General features: G+C 56.2%; 11 protein-coding genes. 3 read left to right on the top strand and 8 right to left on the bottom strand.

Annotated features, from left to right (window positions below):
* Positions 1–120: 120 nt before the first annotated feature.
* Positions 121–2925: a cation-translocating P-type ATPase gene (locus ADN00_RS12065; RefSeq protein WP_075063375.1), complete on the bottom strand. Its 2805-nt coding sequence runs from the start codon at positions 2923–2925 to the stop codon at positions 121–123.
* A gap of 117 nt (positions 2926–3042) precedes the next feature.
* Entirely contained in the window at positions 3043–6165 is a 3123-nt protein-coding gene (locus ADN00_RS12060; RefSeq protein WP_075063244.1) for a cadherin domain-containing protein, read from the bottom strand.
* A gap of 255 nt (positions 6166–6420) precedes the next feature.
* On the opposite strand from ADN00_RS12060, the gene metG reads away from it, so the two are divergent.
* Positions 6421–8202 (top strand): methionine--tRNA ligase, encoded by a 1782-nt coding sequence (gene metG, locus ADN00_RS12055; protein ID WP_075063243.1) that lies wholly within the window; start codon positions 6421–6423, stop codon positions 8200–8202.
* A gap of 52 nt (positions 8203–8254) precedes the next feature.
* On the opposite strand, the gene ADN00_RS12050 is transcribed toward metG, so the two are convergent.
* The 4 genes from ADN00_RS12050 to ADN00_RS12035 all read right to left on the bottom strand — a co-directional run bounded on the left by ADN00_RS12050 (position 8255) and on the right by ADN00_RS12035 (position 11637).
* On the bottom strand, positions 8255–9547 hold the full coding sequence (locus tag ADN00_RS12050) for an MGDG synthase family glycosyltransferase (RefSeq protein WP_075063242.1): 1293 nt from the start codon (positions 9545–9547) through the stop codon (positions 8255–8257).
* A gap of 22 nt (positions 9548–9569) precedes the next feature.
* On the bottom strand, positions 9570–10304 hold the full coding sequence (locus ADN00_RS12045) for a CinA family protein (RefSeq protein ID WP_075063241.1): 735 nt from the start codon (positions 10302–10304) through the stop codon (positions 9570–9572).
* Between the two features lie 110 nt (positions 10305–10414).
* Entirely contained in the window at positions 10415–10843 is a 429-nt protein-coding gene (locus ADN00_RS12040; RefSeq protein ID WP_075063240.1) for an FHA domain-containing protein, read from the bottom strand.
* Positions 10843–11637: an FHA domain-containing protein gene (locus ADN00_RS12035; RefSeq protein WP_075063239.1), complete on the bottom strand. Its 795-nt coding sequence runs from the start codon at positions 11635–11637 to the stop codon at positions 10843–10845. The genes ADN00_RS12040 and ADN00_RS12035 overlap by 1 nt, the downstream gene beginning before the upstream one ends.
* A 20-nt stretch (positions 11638–11657) precedes the next feature.
* Here ADN00_RS12035 and ADN00_RS12030 point away from each other — a divergent pair, with 20 nt between their 5' ends.
* Both ADN00_RS12030 and ADN00_RS12025 read left to right on the top strand, forming a co-directional pair.
* Positions 11658–12080, top strand: coding sequence for an archease (locus ADN00_RS12030; protein ID WP_075063238.1), 423 nt, complete (start codon positions 11658–11660; stop codon positions 12078–12080).
* A gap of 21 nt (positions 12081–12101) precedes the next feature.
* Entirely contained in the window at positions 12102–13553 is a 1452-nt protein-coding gene (locus ADN00_RS12025) for an RtcB family protein (protein ID WP_075063237.1), read from the top strand.
* Here ADN00_RS12025 and ADN00_RS12020 read toward each other — a convergent pair whose 3' ends face one another.
* A complete protein-coding gene (locus ADN00_RS12020; RefSeq protein ID WP_075063236.1) occupies positions 13554–14039 on the bottom strand; it encodes an aminoacyl-tRNA deacylase in 486 nt (161 codons plus the stop codon). It abuts the gene before it with no gap.
* Positions 14040–14058: 19 nt separating this feature from the next.
* Positions 14059–15123: a CehA/McbA family metallohydrolase gene (locus ADN00_RS12015; RefSeq protein ID WP_075063235.1), complete on the bottom strand. Its 1065-nt coding sequence runs from the start codon at positions 15121–15123 to the stop codon at positions 14059–14061.
* Positions 15124–15128: the final 5 nt, after the last annotated feature.

Raw genomic sequence — 15128 nt, 5'->3', positions numbered from 1 at the left:
GGTAAATCATAACACCATGAATAGTTCTTTGTAAGGGCATGATGCGAAAAAGACGGAGTCACCGTTAGGCAGACTCCGTCTCTGTGTTCTTGACCAACATCAGGTTGAACTTGCGAAGCGTCAGAGTTTGGCTTTAAGTGGCAGGCGCTGAATCCATTTTTCCATTTCGATCCAGAGGGGTATCGTCAGGCTGGCGGCCAGCGTGATGAGCATTTCGCTGCCGCTCAGCGGGACAGTGCCGAACAATCGTTGCAAAGGCGGCCAGTAAAGAGCGGCCATCTGCAGGGCAAAGGTGAGCACAATTGCCGCGTATAAGGCGGGGTTGGACGCGAAGGGCATGCGGAAGAGCGATTCGCTGACAGAGCGCATGGCCAGGGCGTGCCAGGCCTGGGCAAAGATGAGCAGGGTGAAGACCATGCTGGCCCATGCCGCGTTGCCGGAAGACCAGAAATACCAGGCAAAGGCAAGCGTAACCACTGCCATCACCAAACCGATGCGGAGAATGTACCAACCCAACCCTCGGGCGAAGACGTTCTCATGCGGCGAAACAGGTTTGCGGCGCATGGTGTCTTTTTCGGGCGGCTCCAGGGTAAGTGCCAGGCCGGGGAAGCCATCTGTTACCAGGTTCATCCACAAGATTTGCAGCGGGATGAGCGGTGTGGGCAGTCCGATTAGAGGAGATACGAACATTACCAACAGCTCACCGGCGTTGGAGCCGAGGGTATAGCGGATAAACTTGCGCACATTGTCGTACACCTGGCGGCCTTCTTCGACCGCACTGACGATGCTGGCGAAGTTGTCGTCCAGAATGACCATGGCCGACGCTTCTTTGGAAACGTCGGTACCGGTGATGCCCATTGCTACGCCGATATCCGCTTTGCGCAGGGCAGGCGCGTCGTTGACGCCGTCGCCGGTCATGGAGACAATTTCTCCCTGGCTTTGCAGCGCGTCTACAATGACCAATTTCTGCTCAGGTGAGACACGGGCAAATACGGACACATCCCGCACGGCTTCTTTGATCTTTGTTTCGTCCAACATGGCCAGTTCCTGGCCGGTGAGCACGCGGGTTTCATCCGCGTCGACGATGGTGAGCATGCGCGCGATCTGCAGGGCGGTGAGCGGATGGTCGCCGGTGATCATTACCGGGCGGATGCCAGCCTGGCGCGCGGTTTGCACAGCCTGGTACACTTCCTGGCGGGGTGGGTCCATCATGCCGACCATGCCGATAAAGATTAACTGGTTTTCGACTTCTTCTGACACCTCAACCATGCCAGAAGAGGCGGCGGACAGGGTATCGTCTGCCAGCGGGCGGTAAGCGATGCCCAATACGCGCAGCCCGCGGCCAGCCAGTTGTTCGTTGGCGGCGGCGATGCGCCCTTTCCAGATCTCATCGAGCGGCAGAATCTCTCCGTTAACCCACACGCGGTCCGAAACGTCCAGCAGTCCGTCCACGCCGCCTTTGGTCATCACCACAACGGAGCCGGGTTGAGGAAAGATCCCAACCAATTTGTGCGAAGGATGGAAGGGCTGGCTGGCATCTGGCGCTTGCAGGCGGTGCAAAGTGCTCATGCGGCGGCGTTCAGAGGTGAAGGGGACTTCACCCACGCGCGGAAAGATTTTTTGCAGGTCTTGCTGCCACAGGTTCAACCGGGCGGCTGCCACCAGCAGGGCGGCTTCGGTGGGGTCACCGAGAACTTTGCAATCACTGCAAGTTTGATCGGAGCCTTGCAGAACGGCATCATTGACCAGCGCCCCGACCCCCGATAGAAGGATGTGCGATTCCCACTCGGTGGTGATGGCCGGTTCGCTGGCCAGCAAGAGGGGGTGTCCTTTTTCGAGGATCTCTTCCAATTCCAGGGTGTGCCCCGCCACGTCCAACACGGTTACGGTCATGCGGTTTTCAGTGAGCGTGCCGGTCTTATCCGAGCAGATCACGGTAACCGAGCCGAGCGTTTCGACGGCAGGGAGTTTGCGAATGAGGGCTTTGCGTTTAAGCATACGCTGAGCCCCCATCGCCAGAACAATCGTCACTACAGCGGGAAGCCCTTCGGGGACGGCAGCGACGGCCATAGAGATGGCCGTCTGGAACATCAGGATGGGGTCTTCGCCGCGGATCGTGCCGATGGCAAACGCCAATATCACAATGCCCAATACGGTGAAGGCCAGGGTTTTCCCTAACTGGGCCATTCTTTTTTGCAGCGGGGTGGGTTCGGTGCGAATATTGGAGATCAGCCCGGCGATGTGACCAAGCTCGGTTTGCATACCGGTTTCCACCACCAGAGCGACAGCCCGACCATAGGTAACCGCAGTGCCCATAAAGAGCATACCGCGCCGGTCGCCGAGAGGCGTGCCTGGCTGGTTGAGGATCCCCGCTTCTTTGTCTACCGCTTCCGATTCGCCGGTGAGGGCGGCTTCCTGCACGCGCAGGCTGGCTGCTTCGATCAGGCGCGCGTCCGCGGGGACGGTATTGCCGGCTTCCAGCAGGATGACATCACCGGGTACGAGCTGCTCAGCGGAGATTTCGAGGATGCTGGCATTGCGGCGCACGCGCACCGTTGGGGACGATAGGCTTTGCAACGCGGCAATGGCGTTTTCGGCGCGGTATTCCTGGATAAATCCCAGAACAGCGTTAAGAACAACAATGGCGAAAACGGCCAGCGCGTCGATAGTTTTTCCGAGGAAGAGCGAGAGGCTGGCCGCGCCGATCAGCAGCAGGACCAGCGGATTGGTGAGCTGGTCGAAGATGATCATCAGCGGAGTGCGTGATTGGCGGCTGGTGAGTTTGTTCAAGCCGTAACGCGCCTGGCGGTTTTCAATATCCGATGTATCCAAACCACGTTCCAGGTTGGTTTGCAAGGAACGCGCAATTTCTTCAATATCCATGGTATGCCATGGAGTCTTATTGGCTTCGAGTTCTGCATTCATATTTTGTTCCATATCAAACAGTCTTAAATTCATTATAAATAATCCAAACATGAATCAAGCGAGAGCCTGTATAAGCTTTATCACGGCTCTCGCTGAAATTGGTTGCGCTGCTAAAAATTAGTGAAGGGGGAGATAAGTCTCAGGACGGTTGAGAATGGTGATGATAATGGCTTTTTCAAAGGTCAGACCGCCGCTGTCGGTTACCCGCACGCGAATGGAGTAGCTGTTTTTTAGGTCGGCGTCAAAGAACGCGTTGGTAAAGAGCGTGCTGCCCTGCAAGGTGAAGGAGGTGTTATCCTGGCTGCCGGTGCCGGATACCAGGGCAAAGGTATGCGAATCTTGCACGTCTTGATCAGCAACGGTCAAATTCCCCACCATGGTGCCCACAGGACGCTTTTCGCTGACAGAGGGCGGCGTGAGGGCGATGTCGTGGGGAGCGAATTCGTTGACGCCCAGCACCTGGATGGAAAACACACGCTCAAAACTCGCGCCGCCGCTGTCGGTAACCCGCACGCGGATGGAGTAGGTTTCCTGGGTTTCAGCATTGAGCGGAACTGCGTTCCGCAGTGTGTTGGCCTGTATGCTGAAGGAACTGTTGCCCTGGCTGCCGTCGCCGGAGACGAGAGCATAGGTGAAAGTCTCACCGGCGTCTTCATCCACAGCGGAAAAGACCCCGATTTGGGTTCCGCCGGGCAGATTTTCCAGGATCGTGTTACTGGATAAATTGAGGGCGGTTGGCGGATCGTTGCGATTGTTGATGGTGATGGTAAAGGCTTTTTCAAAGGTCAGACCACCGCTGTCGGTGACGCGCAGGCGGATGGAATATTGGTTCTTTCCTTCGTAATTGTAGACCTGGTTCGAGAGCAGTTTTGCGCCTTCAACCCGGAAAGCGGCGTTATCGGTGCTGCCGGTTCCGCTGACGAGGGCGTAGGTGTGCGCATCCTGCCCGTCTGCGTCAGACGCAGTTAAATTGCCCACCAGCGTGCCGGCAGCCAGGTTTTCATTGATGGCAGTGCTGGAAAGCGAAATGTTGGTGGGAGCAAATTCATTCAGATTTGTGACGTTGATGGTGAACGCTTTTTCCAGGTAAGCTCCGGCCTTGTCGGTGGTGCGCACGCGCACAGCGAGAGTGGATTTGGTTTCATAATCGAGAACCGCGTTGGTCAGCAGTTTGTTGCCGCTGATTTTAACCAGGGCGTTGTCCGTGCTGCCATCGCCGCTGACGAGGGTGTAGGTGTGAGATTCAGCGGCGTCCTGATCGGCGGTGGTTAAAATGCCGATTTGCGTTCCGGCGGGCTGATTTTCCGCGATGGAGGCGGGCGAAAGACCGAGGGCGGAGGGAGGATCGTTTTTGTTGTTGATGGTGATGGTGAACGCTTTTTCGATGTAGAGACCTTCGTTGTCGGTGGAGCGCAGGCGAATGGCATAAGACGATTTTGTTTCGTAATCAAATGATGCCAGGGGAACAAGCAGGTCCTGATCAATGCTAAAGCTGGCATTATCTGTGCTGCCCGCGCCGCTGACCAGGGTGTAGGTGAAGGTGTTGCTGTAGTCTGCGTCTACGGTGGTGAGGATGGCGAAGGCAGTGTTGGCGGGGTAATTTTCATCCAGTTTGGTGGAGGAAAGGCGGATATCAGTTGGTGGGTGTTTGGTGGTGGATTCCCAGCGGATGGCGTCGAAATAGACGCGCTTGTTCTCATCACTGGCCAGATCGGTGAGAATCACCGCGGCCGGCCCCTGGTTGAAATTGTAAGTGCCCAGTTTGACCCAGCGGTTGCCGTCTGAGGCCTGGTTGACTGTTACCAGCGACGAGCCGGCGGCGTGAAAGACTTTATATTGGGCGCTGTTGGTGTTGGCAGCGTTCTGCGGCCAGTAAGCGTACACATCGTAAGAATCGGCGGCGGGGATGTAAGTGCCCCAAACACCCCAATTGACCGAGGCGGCGCTGGTTTTCACGCTAAACGTATATTGTGATTCGCCATTGTAACCGGCGTTATCGGTATTCCAAAAGCTGCGGTAAAACTGCTGCGACTGAAATTCGCGGTTGTCGGCGATCAGGTCGCCTTCCCAGGCCCAGGAATTACCGCCCTGGTTCCAGGGATCATTCCCTTCCGACCACCAGCCGTAAGGGTCAAGATAGCGGCTGTCGCTGATGCGCTGCAAGGCGAGATGGAGATGCGGGCCGGTGGAGAACCCCAAATTGCCAGACAGGCCAATGACCTGACCTTTGGTTACCGTGTCTCCTAGTTGCACATACGGCGGATCCATGTGGTAAATGACGGTACGGTAGCCGTTGCCGTGATTGATGTGAATATAGCTGTTGTCATCCGGTTCTGGAGCCGGGTTGTAGTAATAGCGGTCCACCACGCCATCGGCCACCGCCAGAATGGGGTAATTGTCCCCGGTGCTGTAATCAAGCCCGTTGTGACCGGCATAGCAGTTCACACCCAATAAACAGCCGGATGAATTGGCGCCGGAATACCACTTTCCGTTGAAAATGAGGATATTGCCGTCGCTCACATAGGTGGGATTGTCGTGATCAAAGAAGGAATTAATTTTGATGAAGGTATCGCTGGGCTGGTTTAAGGTAGGGCCCATAAAGGGAATGAGCGGGGCGACATCCTGGGCGGTCAGCGGGGTGGAGGCGGGATCGGTGTCGAACACGGTTTGAAACACGGTTTGCCATTCGTCCATTTTGGCGCGCAGCTCGCTCTCGGTGCGGCTGGAGGCTGCCAGGTGGCGCGCAATGGCATACGAAGCGGCATTTTCGAACGAGAGTGAAACCGGCTCACCACTTTGCAAGATCAGGGCGGCGTCACCGGCAGAGTAGGCGATGTAATCCGACCATAGCTCCACGGCAAAGGTTTCCAGGTAGTCCAGCAGGTCGGGGGCGTAAAGGGGCTGGTAGGCATCGTCGACCAGCAGGGTAACCAGCAGAGGACGCGGGTTAAAGGCAAAGTTGATCTGGGAAGAAGCGATGGAGATGAAGTCACCGGCGGTGTAGGTTACATCGAATATCTTTTTCTGATATGTTTGAAGGGGATGGTTGGCTTTGTGGAGGGCGGCTTGCATTTCCGCGCCGGTATAGCCAAATTCGGAGGTGAGGAACTGGTAATCGCTGATCAGGAGCGTGGCGCTTTGCGCCTGCACGGATGAGGGAGGGGGGGCGGCAATGAGGGTGAAGAATACCAGGCAGGATAAAAAGAGAGAGACTACGCTCCGGTTTGTGTTTCTGATCATTAATTTACAACCATGCGAACCTTCAAAAAGAAAACCAGATGGACTGGGGGATTGACGAACCCTGCCGCAAACTACGCTGTTCTCAGGGTCAAAGCAACAATAAGAATAGAGTAAGTATAACGAATGAGTGTTGATCAGGTCAATGAGAACAACCTAACAATTCTGATATGATGCCGTAATCAGCGCGAAAACGATTTTCAAGGGGATGGGTGTTCTGTGATAAAATTTCACAATCATTCTAAACAGAGGTGAAGAATGCCTGAAACGGTATTGATTGCGGCTGCCTGGCCTTATGCAAATGCAGAAATTCATGTCGGCAATATGACCGGTGCTTACCTGCCAGCGGATATTTTCGCGCGCTACAACCGCCTGCGCGGACGGCGCGTGCTGATGGTGTCTGGTTCGGATTCTCATGGAACGCCGATTACCGTGCGCGCAGACGCCGAAAAATCGACCGCCAAAGCGGTTTACGAGCGCTTTCACGAAGGTTTTTTGGACCTATTCCAGAAATCCGGGCTGACGTATGATTTGTTCACCAGCACGCACACATCCAATCATTTTGATGTGGCGCAGAAAATCTTCCTGGCCCTGGAAAAGAATGGCTTTATGTATAAAGACAGCCAGGTGCAGTGGTATTCGGTGAGCCAGCAGCGCTTTTTGCCGGATCGCTATGTGGAAGGCACTTGCTATATTTGCGGATATGACAACGCGCGCAGCGACCAATGCGACAAATGCGGAAACCTGCTGGATGGGACCAAATTGATTAATCCGCGCTCGAAGATTGATGGGTCTACCCCGGAACTGCGCGAGACCGAACACTATTACCTGGATCTAAGCAAGCTGCAGCCGCAGGTGGCTGAGTTTTTGAAAGAACGCGAATCTTACTGGCGGCCGAATGTGTTGCGCCAATCACTGGGGCAGATCGAGTCAGAAGGGCTGCGCGGGCGGCCGATCACCCGCGATCTGGAATGGGGCATCCCTGTGCCGATTGAAGGCTGGGATGGCAAATGCCTGTATGTTTGGTTTGAGGCGGTGATTGGCTATCTCTCGGCGGCGATTGAATGGGCGAAGATCAATGGCAACCCCGACGCTTGGCGCGATTGGTGGCAAGACCCAAACACCCGCTCGTATTACTTCATTGGCAAAGACAATATTCCATTCCACGCCATTATCTGGCCGGCGGAGCTGCTGGGTGTGGGTGAAACATTTGACGAACTAAACGGCAAAGCGGAGCGGAAACCCCTGGTGCTGCCGTATGATGTTCCGGCCAACGAATTTATGAACCTGGAAGGCCAAAAGATATCCGGCAGCCGCAATTGGGCGGTGTACGCGCGCGATTTCCTCTCGCGTTACGACCCAGACCCGCTGCGCTATTATCTGACGGTGAACATGCCTGAGTCAAAAGACAGCGACTGGTCTTGGGGAGAATTTTTAAGCCGCAACAACGACGAACTGGTGGCGACCTGGGGCAACCTGGCCAACCGCGTGCTTTCTTTTACCTTCAAAAACTGGGAGGGTGTTATTCCCGAACCGGGAGAATTGCAAGCGGAGGATCGCGAGCTGCTGCAGAAGGTGGAAGCGGGATTTGACAGCGTGGCCAAAGAGATGGAAGCCGTGCGGCTGCGCGCCGCCCTGGCAGAAGCCATGCGCCTGGCCAGCGAGGTCAATAAATATCTGGATACTTCAGCGCCCTGGAAGCAGATCAAAGTGGACCGGCAGGCGGCTGCCCGATCGGTGTACACTGCGCTGCGGGCGATTGACAGTCTCTCCATAATGCTGGCGCCGTTTTTACCCTTTACCAGCGAAAAGCTGCACCGCTTCCTGGGCTATGAAGACAGCTTGTTTGGCGAGCAGTCGGTGGAAGCGGTGGGGGATGAATTGGGCACGCATACGGTTTTGCGCTATCACGGGCAGGTTGGCAAGCTGGACTGGAAGCCCAGCCAGTTAAAAGCCGGTCAGCGCCTGAACCAGCCGGAACCGCTGTTCAAGAAGCTGGATGCCAGTATTGTGGAAGAAGAACGGCAGCGGTTGGGGTAAAATCACTTGCAACGTGATTGAGTGAGCGCGAGTGTTAGTCTCGCGCTCTTTTTTATTGGGTGTCTGCGTCTTTTTTAATCGTAATGTGGTTTTGGGTCAGCAGATCTATCAGCTTCGGACGGATTTGCAAGATTTTCCGTTCGCGGGTGATGGGGCCGCGCTCGGCGGCCTGGTAGGCCAAGCGGGCGATTTCGTACGCGGCAAAGGGCTTGCCAAGACGGCGGGCATTGGCCGAGCGCTCTTTGAGCAGACGCATATCGTCCATGGTGAGATGCTTCAGCGCGGAAAGAACTTCCAGAGGTTTACGGGTAATATCACCGGCGTTATTACTGACAACATAGTCAGCGTTGCCGGTCTCCTGGCCGGGGATCAGGTCGATGAAGATCATTGGCAAGCCGGCCGCCAGGGATTCGGTGGTGATCAACCCACCTGCTTTGCTAATAATGGCATCGGAGGCGTGCATGAGCATGGGCATATTCTCCACAAAATTGTAGAGGTGCACGGGAATATGCCAATCCACTGCTTTTAAGGCCTGGTATGTCTCTTCATCTTTGCCGGCTACGACGGCCAGCTGCAGAGGGTAGCCAAAGTGATTGACCACGGTGAGGGCATCCATTAATCCTTCCACACGCTTGCTGCCCACTGCCAGCAGGGTGGTGATTTCTTTCTGCCAGCCGAGTTCTTCGCGGATTTGGTCTTTGCTGCGGGTCTCGCGGGAGATGCGCGGGTGGACGGGAATGCCGGTGAGCGTTATGGAATCTTCTGAAATGCCGTGTTCAACGGCCAGCTTCTTCACCGTCTCGGTGGGCACAAACAGGTGATCCATATGTTCGTTGAACCAGATGCGGTGAACGGTTGCCAGGTCGGTGACGACGGTCATGCAGGGGATGTAATGGCGGGAAATGGTGAAGTAAGCTGCCAGGGGGGCCTGGTAGAGCGGGTAGGTGGAAATGATCGCGTCTGGTTTGATCTGGTCAACAATATCAACCATCAATTCGTATAGCAAAACAGTCAGCGCGCTTTCTACCATCACTGTCGGAATGGTGGCATCGGAGGCTTCATAGCCAAGACGATACAGTTCGGGCATGTTGCGCACAATCTTGTCGTAATCAGACTGTGATTCGCGCAGCAGCAATGGAGCGCGCCGGTCATCCAGCGGGTTAACCATAAAGACTTGCGCCTGGCTTCCATAAATTTCTTTCAGGGCTTCTTCAAGGGCAATCGCGGCACTGCGGTGACCAAAACCAGCGTTGGCAGTCAGCAGCAAAATTCGCCGCGGGCGGTTGTTGAGGGTGTTATCGGCGCGTAATTGGTGAAGATAATCATTTGAAGATAAGCGATTCATGTTTCTCTACATCCTATGCGAATTAGACCGTCTGGCGGGGTGGGGCAATGAGGTGAAATTCCCAGCTGCCCGAGGCAAGGCGCGAAAGCCGGGCGGTATGTGAGTGGGAGGTGATGACCAGCCAATGTTCTCCCCGCTCATCACGCCAGCGGCGGCCGACATCCAGAATGTCTTCCCAATGATGTGCCCAGATGAGCCGGTAAGGAATTTCTTCATTTTTTTCATCCGGGCGTGTCAGCACGCGCAAGATCTGCGGGGCAGCATCCTTGGAAAGATATTCCAACAGTTTTTCAAGGGCCTGTTGGGCGGTGCCGGCTTTATTCTCCATGCGCGAGCCGTTGAGGCGAATTTCCCAGGCGTGATCGCCGGTGGGGGTGCTCAGGCCAATCCAGACCAGGCCAACTGGTTTTTCGAAGGTGCCGCCGCCCGGGCCGGCGATGCCGCTGGTGGAGAGGCCAATCAGCGGGCGGCCCTGCGCCGGCAAGGCAAACAACTGGCGCACGCCCCGCGCCATTGCCAGCACAGTTGGCTGGCTGACCGCGCCAAATTCTTGCAATACGGCTTCTTCCACGCTTAGAAGAGTGGTTTTGGCGGCATTGGAATATGTGATCACCCCGCCTAGGTAATAATCTGAGGAACCCGGCAGGTTGGTAATGCGGTCTCCAATCAACCCGCCGGTGCAAGATTCAGCGGTAACCAAAAAAAATGCGTTCAACTTAAGCAGCCGGGCAATTTCCAGGTCAATTGATTCTGGCATATCCATTATCCTACATTGTAGGTTCTTTTCAGCCTGATTATACCCATTCCAGAACTGGATTAATATAGGAAGATTATTAACAGTGAAAGGGGGAGTAGAAAGTGCCAGGGTTAATGATTTTCAATGCTAATCTGGAACTCAACCTCGCCCAGTCGGAAGTCGTCGCCGCTGATGATCACGGTCGCGGTCTGGACGGGTTCGTCATTCAGGTAGGTGCCGTTGGTGGAACGCAAGTCTTCAATCCACCATTGTTTATGGTGAAAGCTCAACTTTGCATGACGAGCGGAAACTGTATCGTTTGAAATGAGCAAGTCGCATCCGGGATCGCGGCCGATGATCACTTCTTGGGTGTTGATCGAATGGGTGAGCGGGGGGATCAGGTTTGGCGCATTCAAGACCAGTGTGGGAATGGCGCCCCCGGATAGTTGGCGCGCCTGCTGCTGGAGATCCCGCCACAGGGTGAGAACGGCCCATACCAAAAACCCGTACAAAGCGGTTGCCATGAGAATGCGTAAAATCAGGACGACTATCGCGGTCATTAGGTTGATTCCTGTTTGGGGTTGTGCGGGTCGATCAGCCCGGGAAGTTCGCCGGTGTCATCTACCAACGAGTCGCGGTCCTCTCCATAAATCAAAGGCACGCCTGCGAGGGAGATCACATCTCCGGGTTTGAGGGTTTGCTGATCAATGCGCTGGTTGTTGACGGTTGTTCCGCCGGTGGAGTTCAGATCAAATATCACATAATGTCCGCGCACGGCGCGAAGCTGGGCGTGTGACCGGGATACACGCGGGTCTTCAATAATGATATGGTTATCGAGCCGGCGGCCGATGTTGATCACCGCGTCGCGCAGAGGAATGGTCTGGTTGTCAATGATCAGGAATGCGTTTTGGGGGCGAGGATCGATAGTCTCTCTGGCAGGCGGCAGGTCGGATGTGACGGGAATAGCTGAGGTGTGGCTGATACGGTCTTGAAAATAGCTGGACTCAATGCGCGCCGCGTCCGCATAAAGCTGCGCGTCCGGCAGAATCCGGATGACCGGGGTGTGGGTAAAGGTGATGCCGCTTTCGGCCGCGGCAGCGTCCAGCTCCTCGGCCAATATGGCGAACACCTCTGATTTTCCGGCCCAATGGGCCAGTGAATCGGGGTGGACAAAGATGGTGTAAAAAGGCGGGGCTGAAATTTCGCCGCTTTCGGATACTTCCAGCGAAGCGCGCATAGCAGTTACCAGCAGCTCGGCCAACGACTGCCTGCGCAGGCTTTCTGGCAATAGTTGGGCGCTGGCTTCAATGAATGTTTTAAGGCGGTTTTCGATGATGTCGAGAGGTGTCTTCATACGTATAATTATGATACGGAATGACCACTTCTGACAACCCCTGCGGATTTATTGAAATCGCTCACACAGCCGATTGGGCAGTGAAGATTTGGGCGCCGGATTTCACGCTGCTGTTAGCCGAGGCAGCGCGGGCGATGTACGCGCTGCAAATGACACGAGTGGAGGGGCAGAGCGGGCAGACAGCCGTCGAGATAAGTGTGGCGGGGGAGGATGAAGAATCCTGGCTGGTCGGTTTTCTCTCGGAGTTGATTTACTGGCAGGATACCCGCGGAATCATGGTCGAAGACCTGGCTTTTCGCTACGATGGGAAGGTGATCCGCGCGCTTGGCCGGGCAGTGCCTATCGCCGAACGCGCGAAAGAGATCAAGGCGGTTACCTACAGTGGATTAGAAGTCAGGGTAACTGAGCAGGGGGTTGAAGCGGTAGTTGTGTTTGATGTGTGAGGGGGGAGGAGTGGTATTTTGATGGTAATGCTGAACGATTTTCGCAAGATTTCTGATTTTGAATGGGAACTGCCGGCCGGGTTTCGAGACGATATGCGCGCGGCTGTGCGCTTTTTTGCGACCCGCAGTTTGCTGGAAGACGCGCTGGGCGACCTTTCGGTTGAGCAGGCCATGAACGCGGCAACTCTGCCCGGCGTAACCGGCCATGTGATGGTGATGCCCGATGTTCACCAGGGGTATGGGTTCCCGATTGGCGGGGTGGCGGCAATGCGCTATCAAGACGGGGTGGTGTCTCCCGGTGCGATTGGGTACGACATTAACTGCGGGGTGCGTCTGATGGCTTCACGCATCGAACTTGAAGAAGCCCGACCGCTGCTGGATAAGCTGGCCGCGGCGCTGGACCATTTCTGCCCAAGTGGAGTGGGCACGCGCGGCGAGCGGCTGCTGAAGCAGAATGAACTGGAAGATGTGTGCGCGCAGGGAAGCCGGTGGGCGAAAAAGAGTGGGGCTGCCACCGAAATGGACCTGGCGCGCACCGAAGAAGGCGGGCGGCTGGCAGGGGCCAACCCGGCATCTGTGAGCCGCAAGGCGTTTGAACGGGCAAAAGACCAGCTCGGCACACTGGGGTCGGGGAATCACTTTATTGAAGTGGACGTGGTGGAAGACATTTTTGACGCGCGCGCGGCGGAACTGATGGGTTTGGAGCCAGGCTGCCTGTGCCTGCTGATCCACTGCGGGTCGCGAGGATTTGGCCACCAGATTTGCACCGATTATGTGCAGGATTTTCAAAGCGTGGCGCGACGATACGACCTTCACCTGCCAGACCGGGAGCTGGTCTGCGCGCCGCTGGAGTCGCCGGAGGGAAAGAAATACCTCGAGGCGATGTGGTGCGCGGCTAATTACGCCTTTGCCAACCGCCAACTGCTGGCGCACCAGGCGAGAAAAGCATTTGAAAGCGTGTTCGCGGGGAAGGTGCAAGACTGGCACCTCTTCCAGGTGTATGATATTGCCCACAATATGGGCAAAGAAGAGATTCACCAGATTGAGGGGCGCGAGACGCGAGTGTGCGTGCACCGCAAAGGAGCCACGCGCGCCTTTGGTCCTGGCTCAGTAGATGTGCCCGACAGCTTCCGCACCATCGGGCAGCCGGTGCTGGTTCCCGGCAGCATGGGTACCGCTTCGTGGGTATTAACTGGAACGGAAACGAGCATGGAGCGTTCGCTGGGGTCTTGCTGCCACGGGGCGGGGCGGGTGATGAGCCGCACAAAAGCCAAGCACAGCGTGCGCGGGGAAGACCTGCGGCGCGACTTGCTGCAGCGTGGCATTCGCGTGCAGGCAGGATCCAATGCCGGCCTGGCCGAAGAGGCGCCCCAGGCCTATAAAGATGTGGACGAGGTGGTTAAGGTGGTCAGCGGGGCGGGAATTGCCCAAAAGGTGGCGCGGTTGCGGCCGGTGGTGGTGGTTAAGGGCTGATCAACCGCTTTGCGAGGGTATGGAGATGTCGGCCTGGCGGGCTTTGGTCAGTTCGACCAGCGCGGCAACCGGCAGGCGGACGTTCAATCCGCGCTGGCCGCCGGAGATGTGGATTTCGAGGAAGCTGGACGCGGAAGAATCGAGCAGCACCTGAAAGCCTTTATTGAGCAGCGCCAGGGGAGAAATTCCGCCAGCCTGCAGCCCGGTGAGCTTTTCCGCTTCGGCCTGGGTGGGCAGGGATACTTTTTTCTCATTCAGCGCGGCGGCTACTTTCTTCAGGTCTACCTCGTATCCACCGGGTACCATCGCCAGAAGCGGTTTGGACGGTTTGGGGCGCAGGATGACAATGGTTTTGAAGACCTGTTCCGGGGGAACATTCAGTTGGCGGGCGGTTTCAAGCGCGCCCAGTTTTTCGGCGGGCAGCTCAAACGCCTGGTAAGGGATTTTTCGCGAGTCTAATAAGCGGGTTACGTTATTGACGGGCATGTCCATCTTCCCGGCCTGATCAGGCCTTAACAAAAATGGGGTTGGAGAAGATCCAGCCGCGCATCTTGCCCTGATACTGGGTGTAAGCTTCAATGCGGTACGCGCCGGGTTCATTCACAATGAGGGTGGCGGTGGTGGTGTTGCGCCAGGTGCGCAGCGCCGCGCCGTTGACCATCAGGCGCACGTCGGCGGCAAAAGGCAGGCGGGCTTGTAAGGTAACCCCGCCGTTCAGTTTGATTTCATCACCCATCCAGGCAGTGCAGTCTTTGCCCTGCGCGGAGAAGCGGAACCCACGTGTGGAGGCGGCCAGGTCGTAGCCTACAAAGGTGTGCCCGGAGCGAAAGGCCTGGAAGACCATTTGCTTATCGCGCGCCAAGTCGCCGGTCAGCCCGGTGGGGGTGAAGATATGGGTGTTAATGGCAGAAAAATGGAATGCGTAGGGGAAGATAGTGCGTTTGAGCGGCCCCATTGACATCTTAAGGGCATGTGCGTCTGCCCCGCCAACGGCGTAAACGCGCTGGCCTTGTTTGAGTAAATCGTCCCAGCGGGCGAGGGTGCGCAGATCGGGGCCGTGAGCGATGAGGCGTGGGTTCAGGGCGTAGAACAGCGCGCTCAACGGTGAGTGGATCACATTCTTGATCTCGGAAAGACCGTTCCAGAGTTCCAGGCCGGTGTAGCCGGTTACCTGCCAATCATCCCAGGAAATATCGGACTCGTTGAACAGCGCGAGAGCGTTTTCGTAAGGATGGGCGAGGAAACAAATACCGCCGTTCTTTTTCACCTGGTTGATTAACTCCTGCGGATCTTCGGCGAAATGGCTGAGGTCTTTGTTAACGCCCATCACCAGCAGGTGGCTTTTTTGTGGATCGCGGGTGGGGTTGTGAATCTCCTCACCGGCGATGAGCAATGTTCGCTGTTGTCCCGTTTGCAGGTAGCGGTCAATGCCGCTGATGTAAACATTGTGGTCGGTGGTGATGACCACATCCAGGCCAGCCTGGGTGGCTGCTTCCAGCACCTCGCTGGGGGTGCCGGTGCCGTCAGAGTATTGAGTATGAATGTGTAAATTGGTGACTAGTTCTTGCATGATTG

This window comes from Ornatilinea apprima (assembly GCF_001306115.1).
GTDB classification, from domain to species: Bacteria; Chloroflexota; Anaerolineae; order Anaerolineales; family Anaerolineaceae; genus Ornatilinea; species Ornatilinea apprima.
The sequence above is the reverse complement of the archived record's forward strand: the minus strand, read 5'-3'. Positions and strand labels throughout refer to the sequence as shown.

Bases quoted from the DNA above. Each gene is read 5' to 3' on its own strand.
- ADN00_RS12045 (WP_075063241.1), bottom strand. From the start codon at position 10,304: ATGCCAGAATCAATTGACCTGGAAATTGCCCGGCTGCTTAAGTTGAAC.
- ADN00_RS12035 (WP_075063239.1), bottom strand. From the start codon at position 11,637: ATGAAGACACCTCTCGACATCATCGAAAACCGCCTTAAAACATTCATT.
- ADN00_RS12025 (WP_075063237.1), top strand. From the start codon at position 12,102: ATGGTAATGCTGAACGATTTTCGCAAGATTTCTGATTTTGAATGGGAA.
- ADN00_RS12020 (WP_075063236.1), bottom strand. From the start codon at position 14,039: ATGCCCGTCAATAACGTAACCCGCTTATTAGACTCGCGAAAAATCCCT.
- ADN00_RS12015 (WP_075063235.1), bottom strand. From the start codon at position 15,123: ATGCAAGAACTAGTCACCAATTTACACATTCATACTCAATACTCTGAC.
- ADN00_RS12065 (WP_075063375.1), bottom strand. From the start codon at position 2,925: ATGAATGCAGAACTCGAAGCCAATAAGACTCCATGGCATACCATGGAT.
- ADN00_RS12050 (WP_075063242.1), bottom strand. From the start codon at position 9,547: ATGAATCGCTTATCTTCAAATGATTATCTTCACCAATTACGCGCCGAT.
- ADN00_RS12060 (WP_075063244.1), bottom strand. From the start codon at position 6,165: ATGATCAGAAACACAAACCGGAGCGTAGTCTCTCTCTTTTTATCCTGC.
- ADN00_RS12030 (WP_075063238.1), top strand. From the start codon at position 11,658: ATGACCACTTCTGACAACCCCTGCGGATTTATTGAAATCGCTCACACA.
- ADN00_RS12040 (WP_075063240.1), bottom strand. From the start codon at position 10,843: ATGACCGCGATAGTCGTCCTGATTTTACGCATTCTCATGGCAACCGCT.
- metG (WP_075063243.1), top strand. From the start codon at position 6,421: ATGCCTGAAACGGTATTGATTGCGGCTGCCTGGCCTTATGCAAATGCA.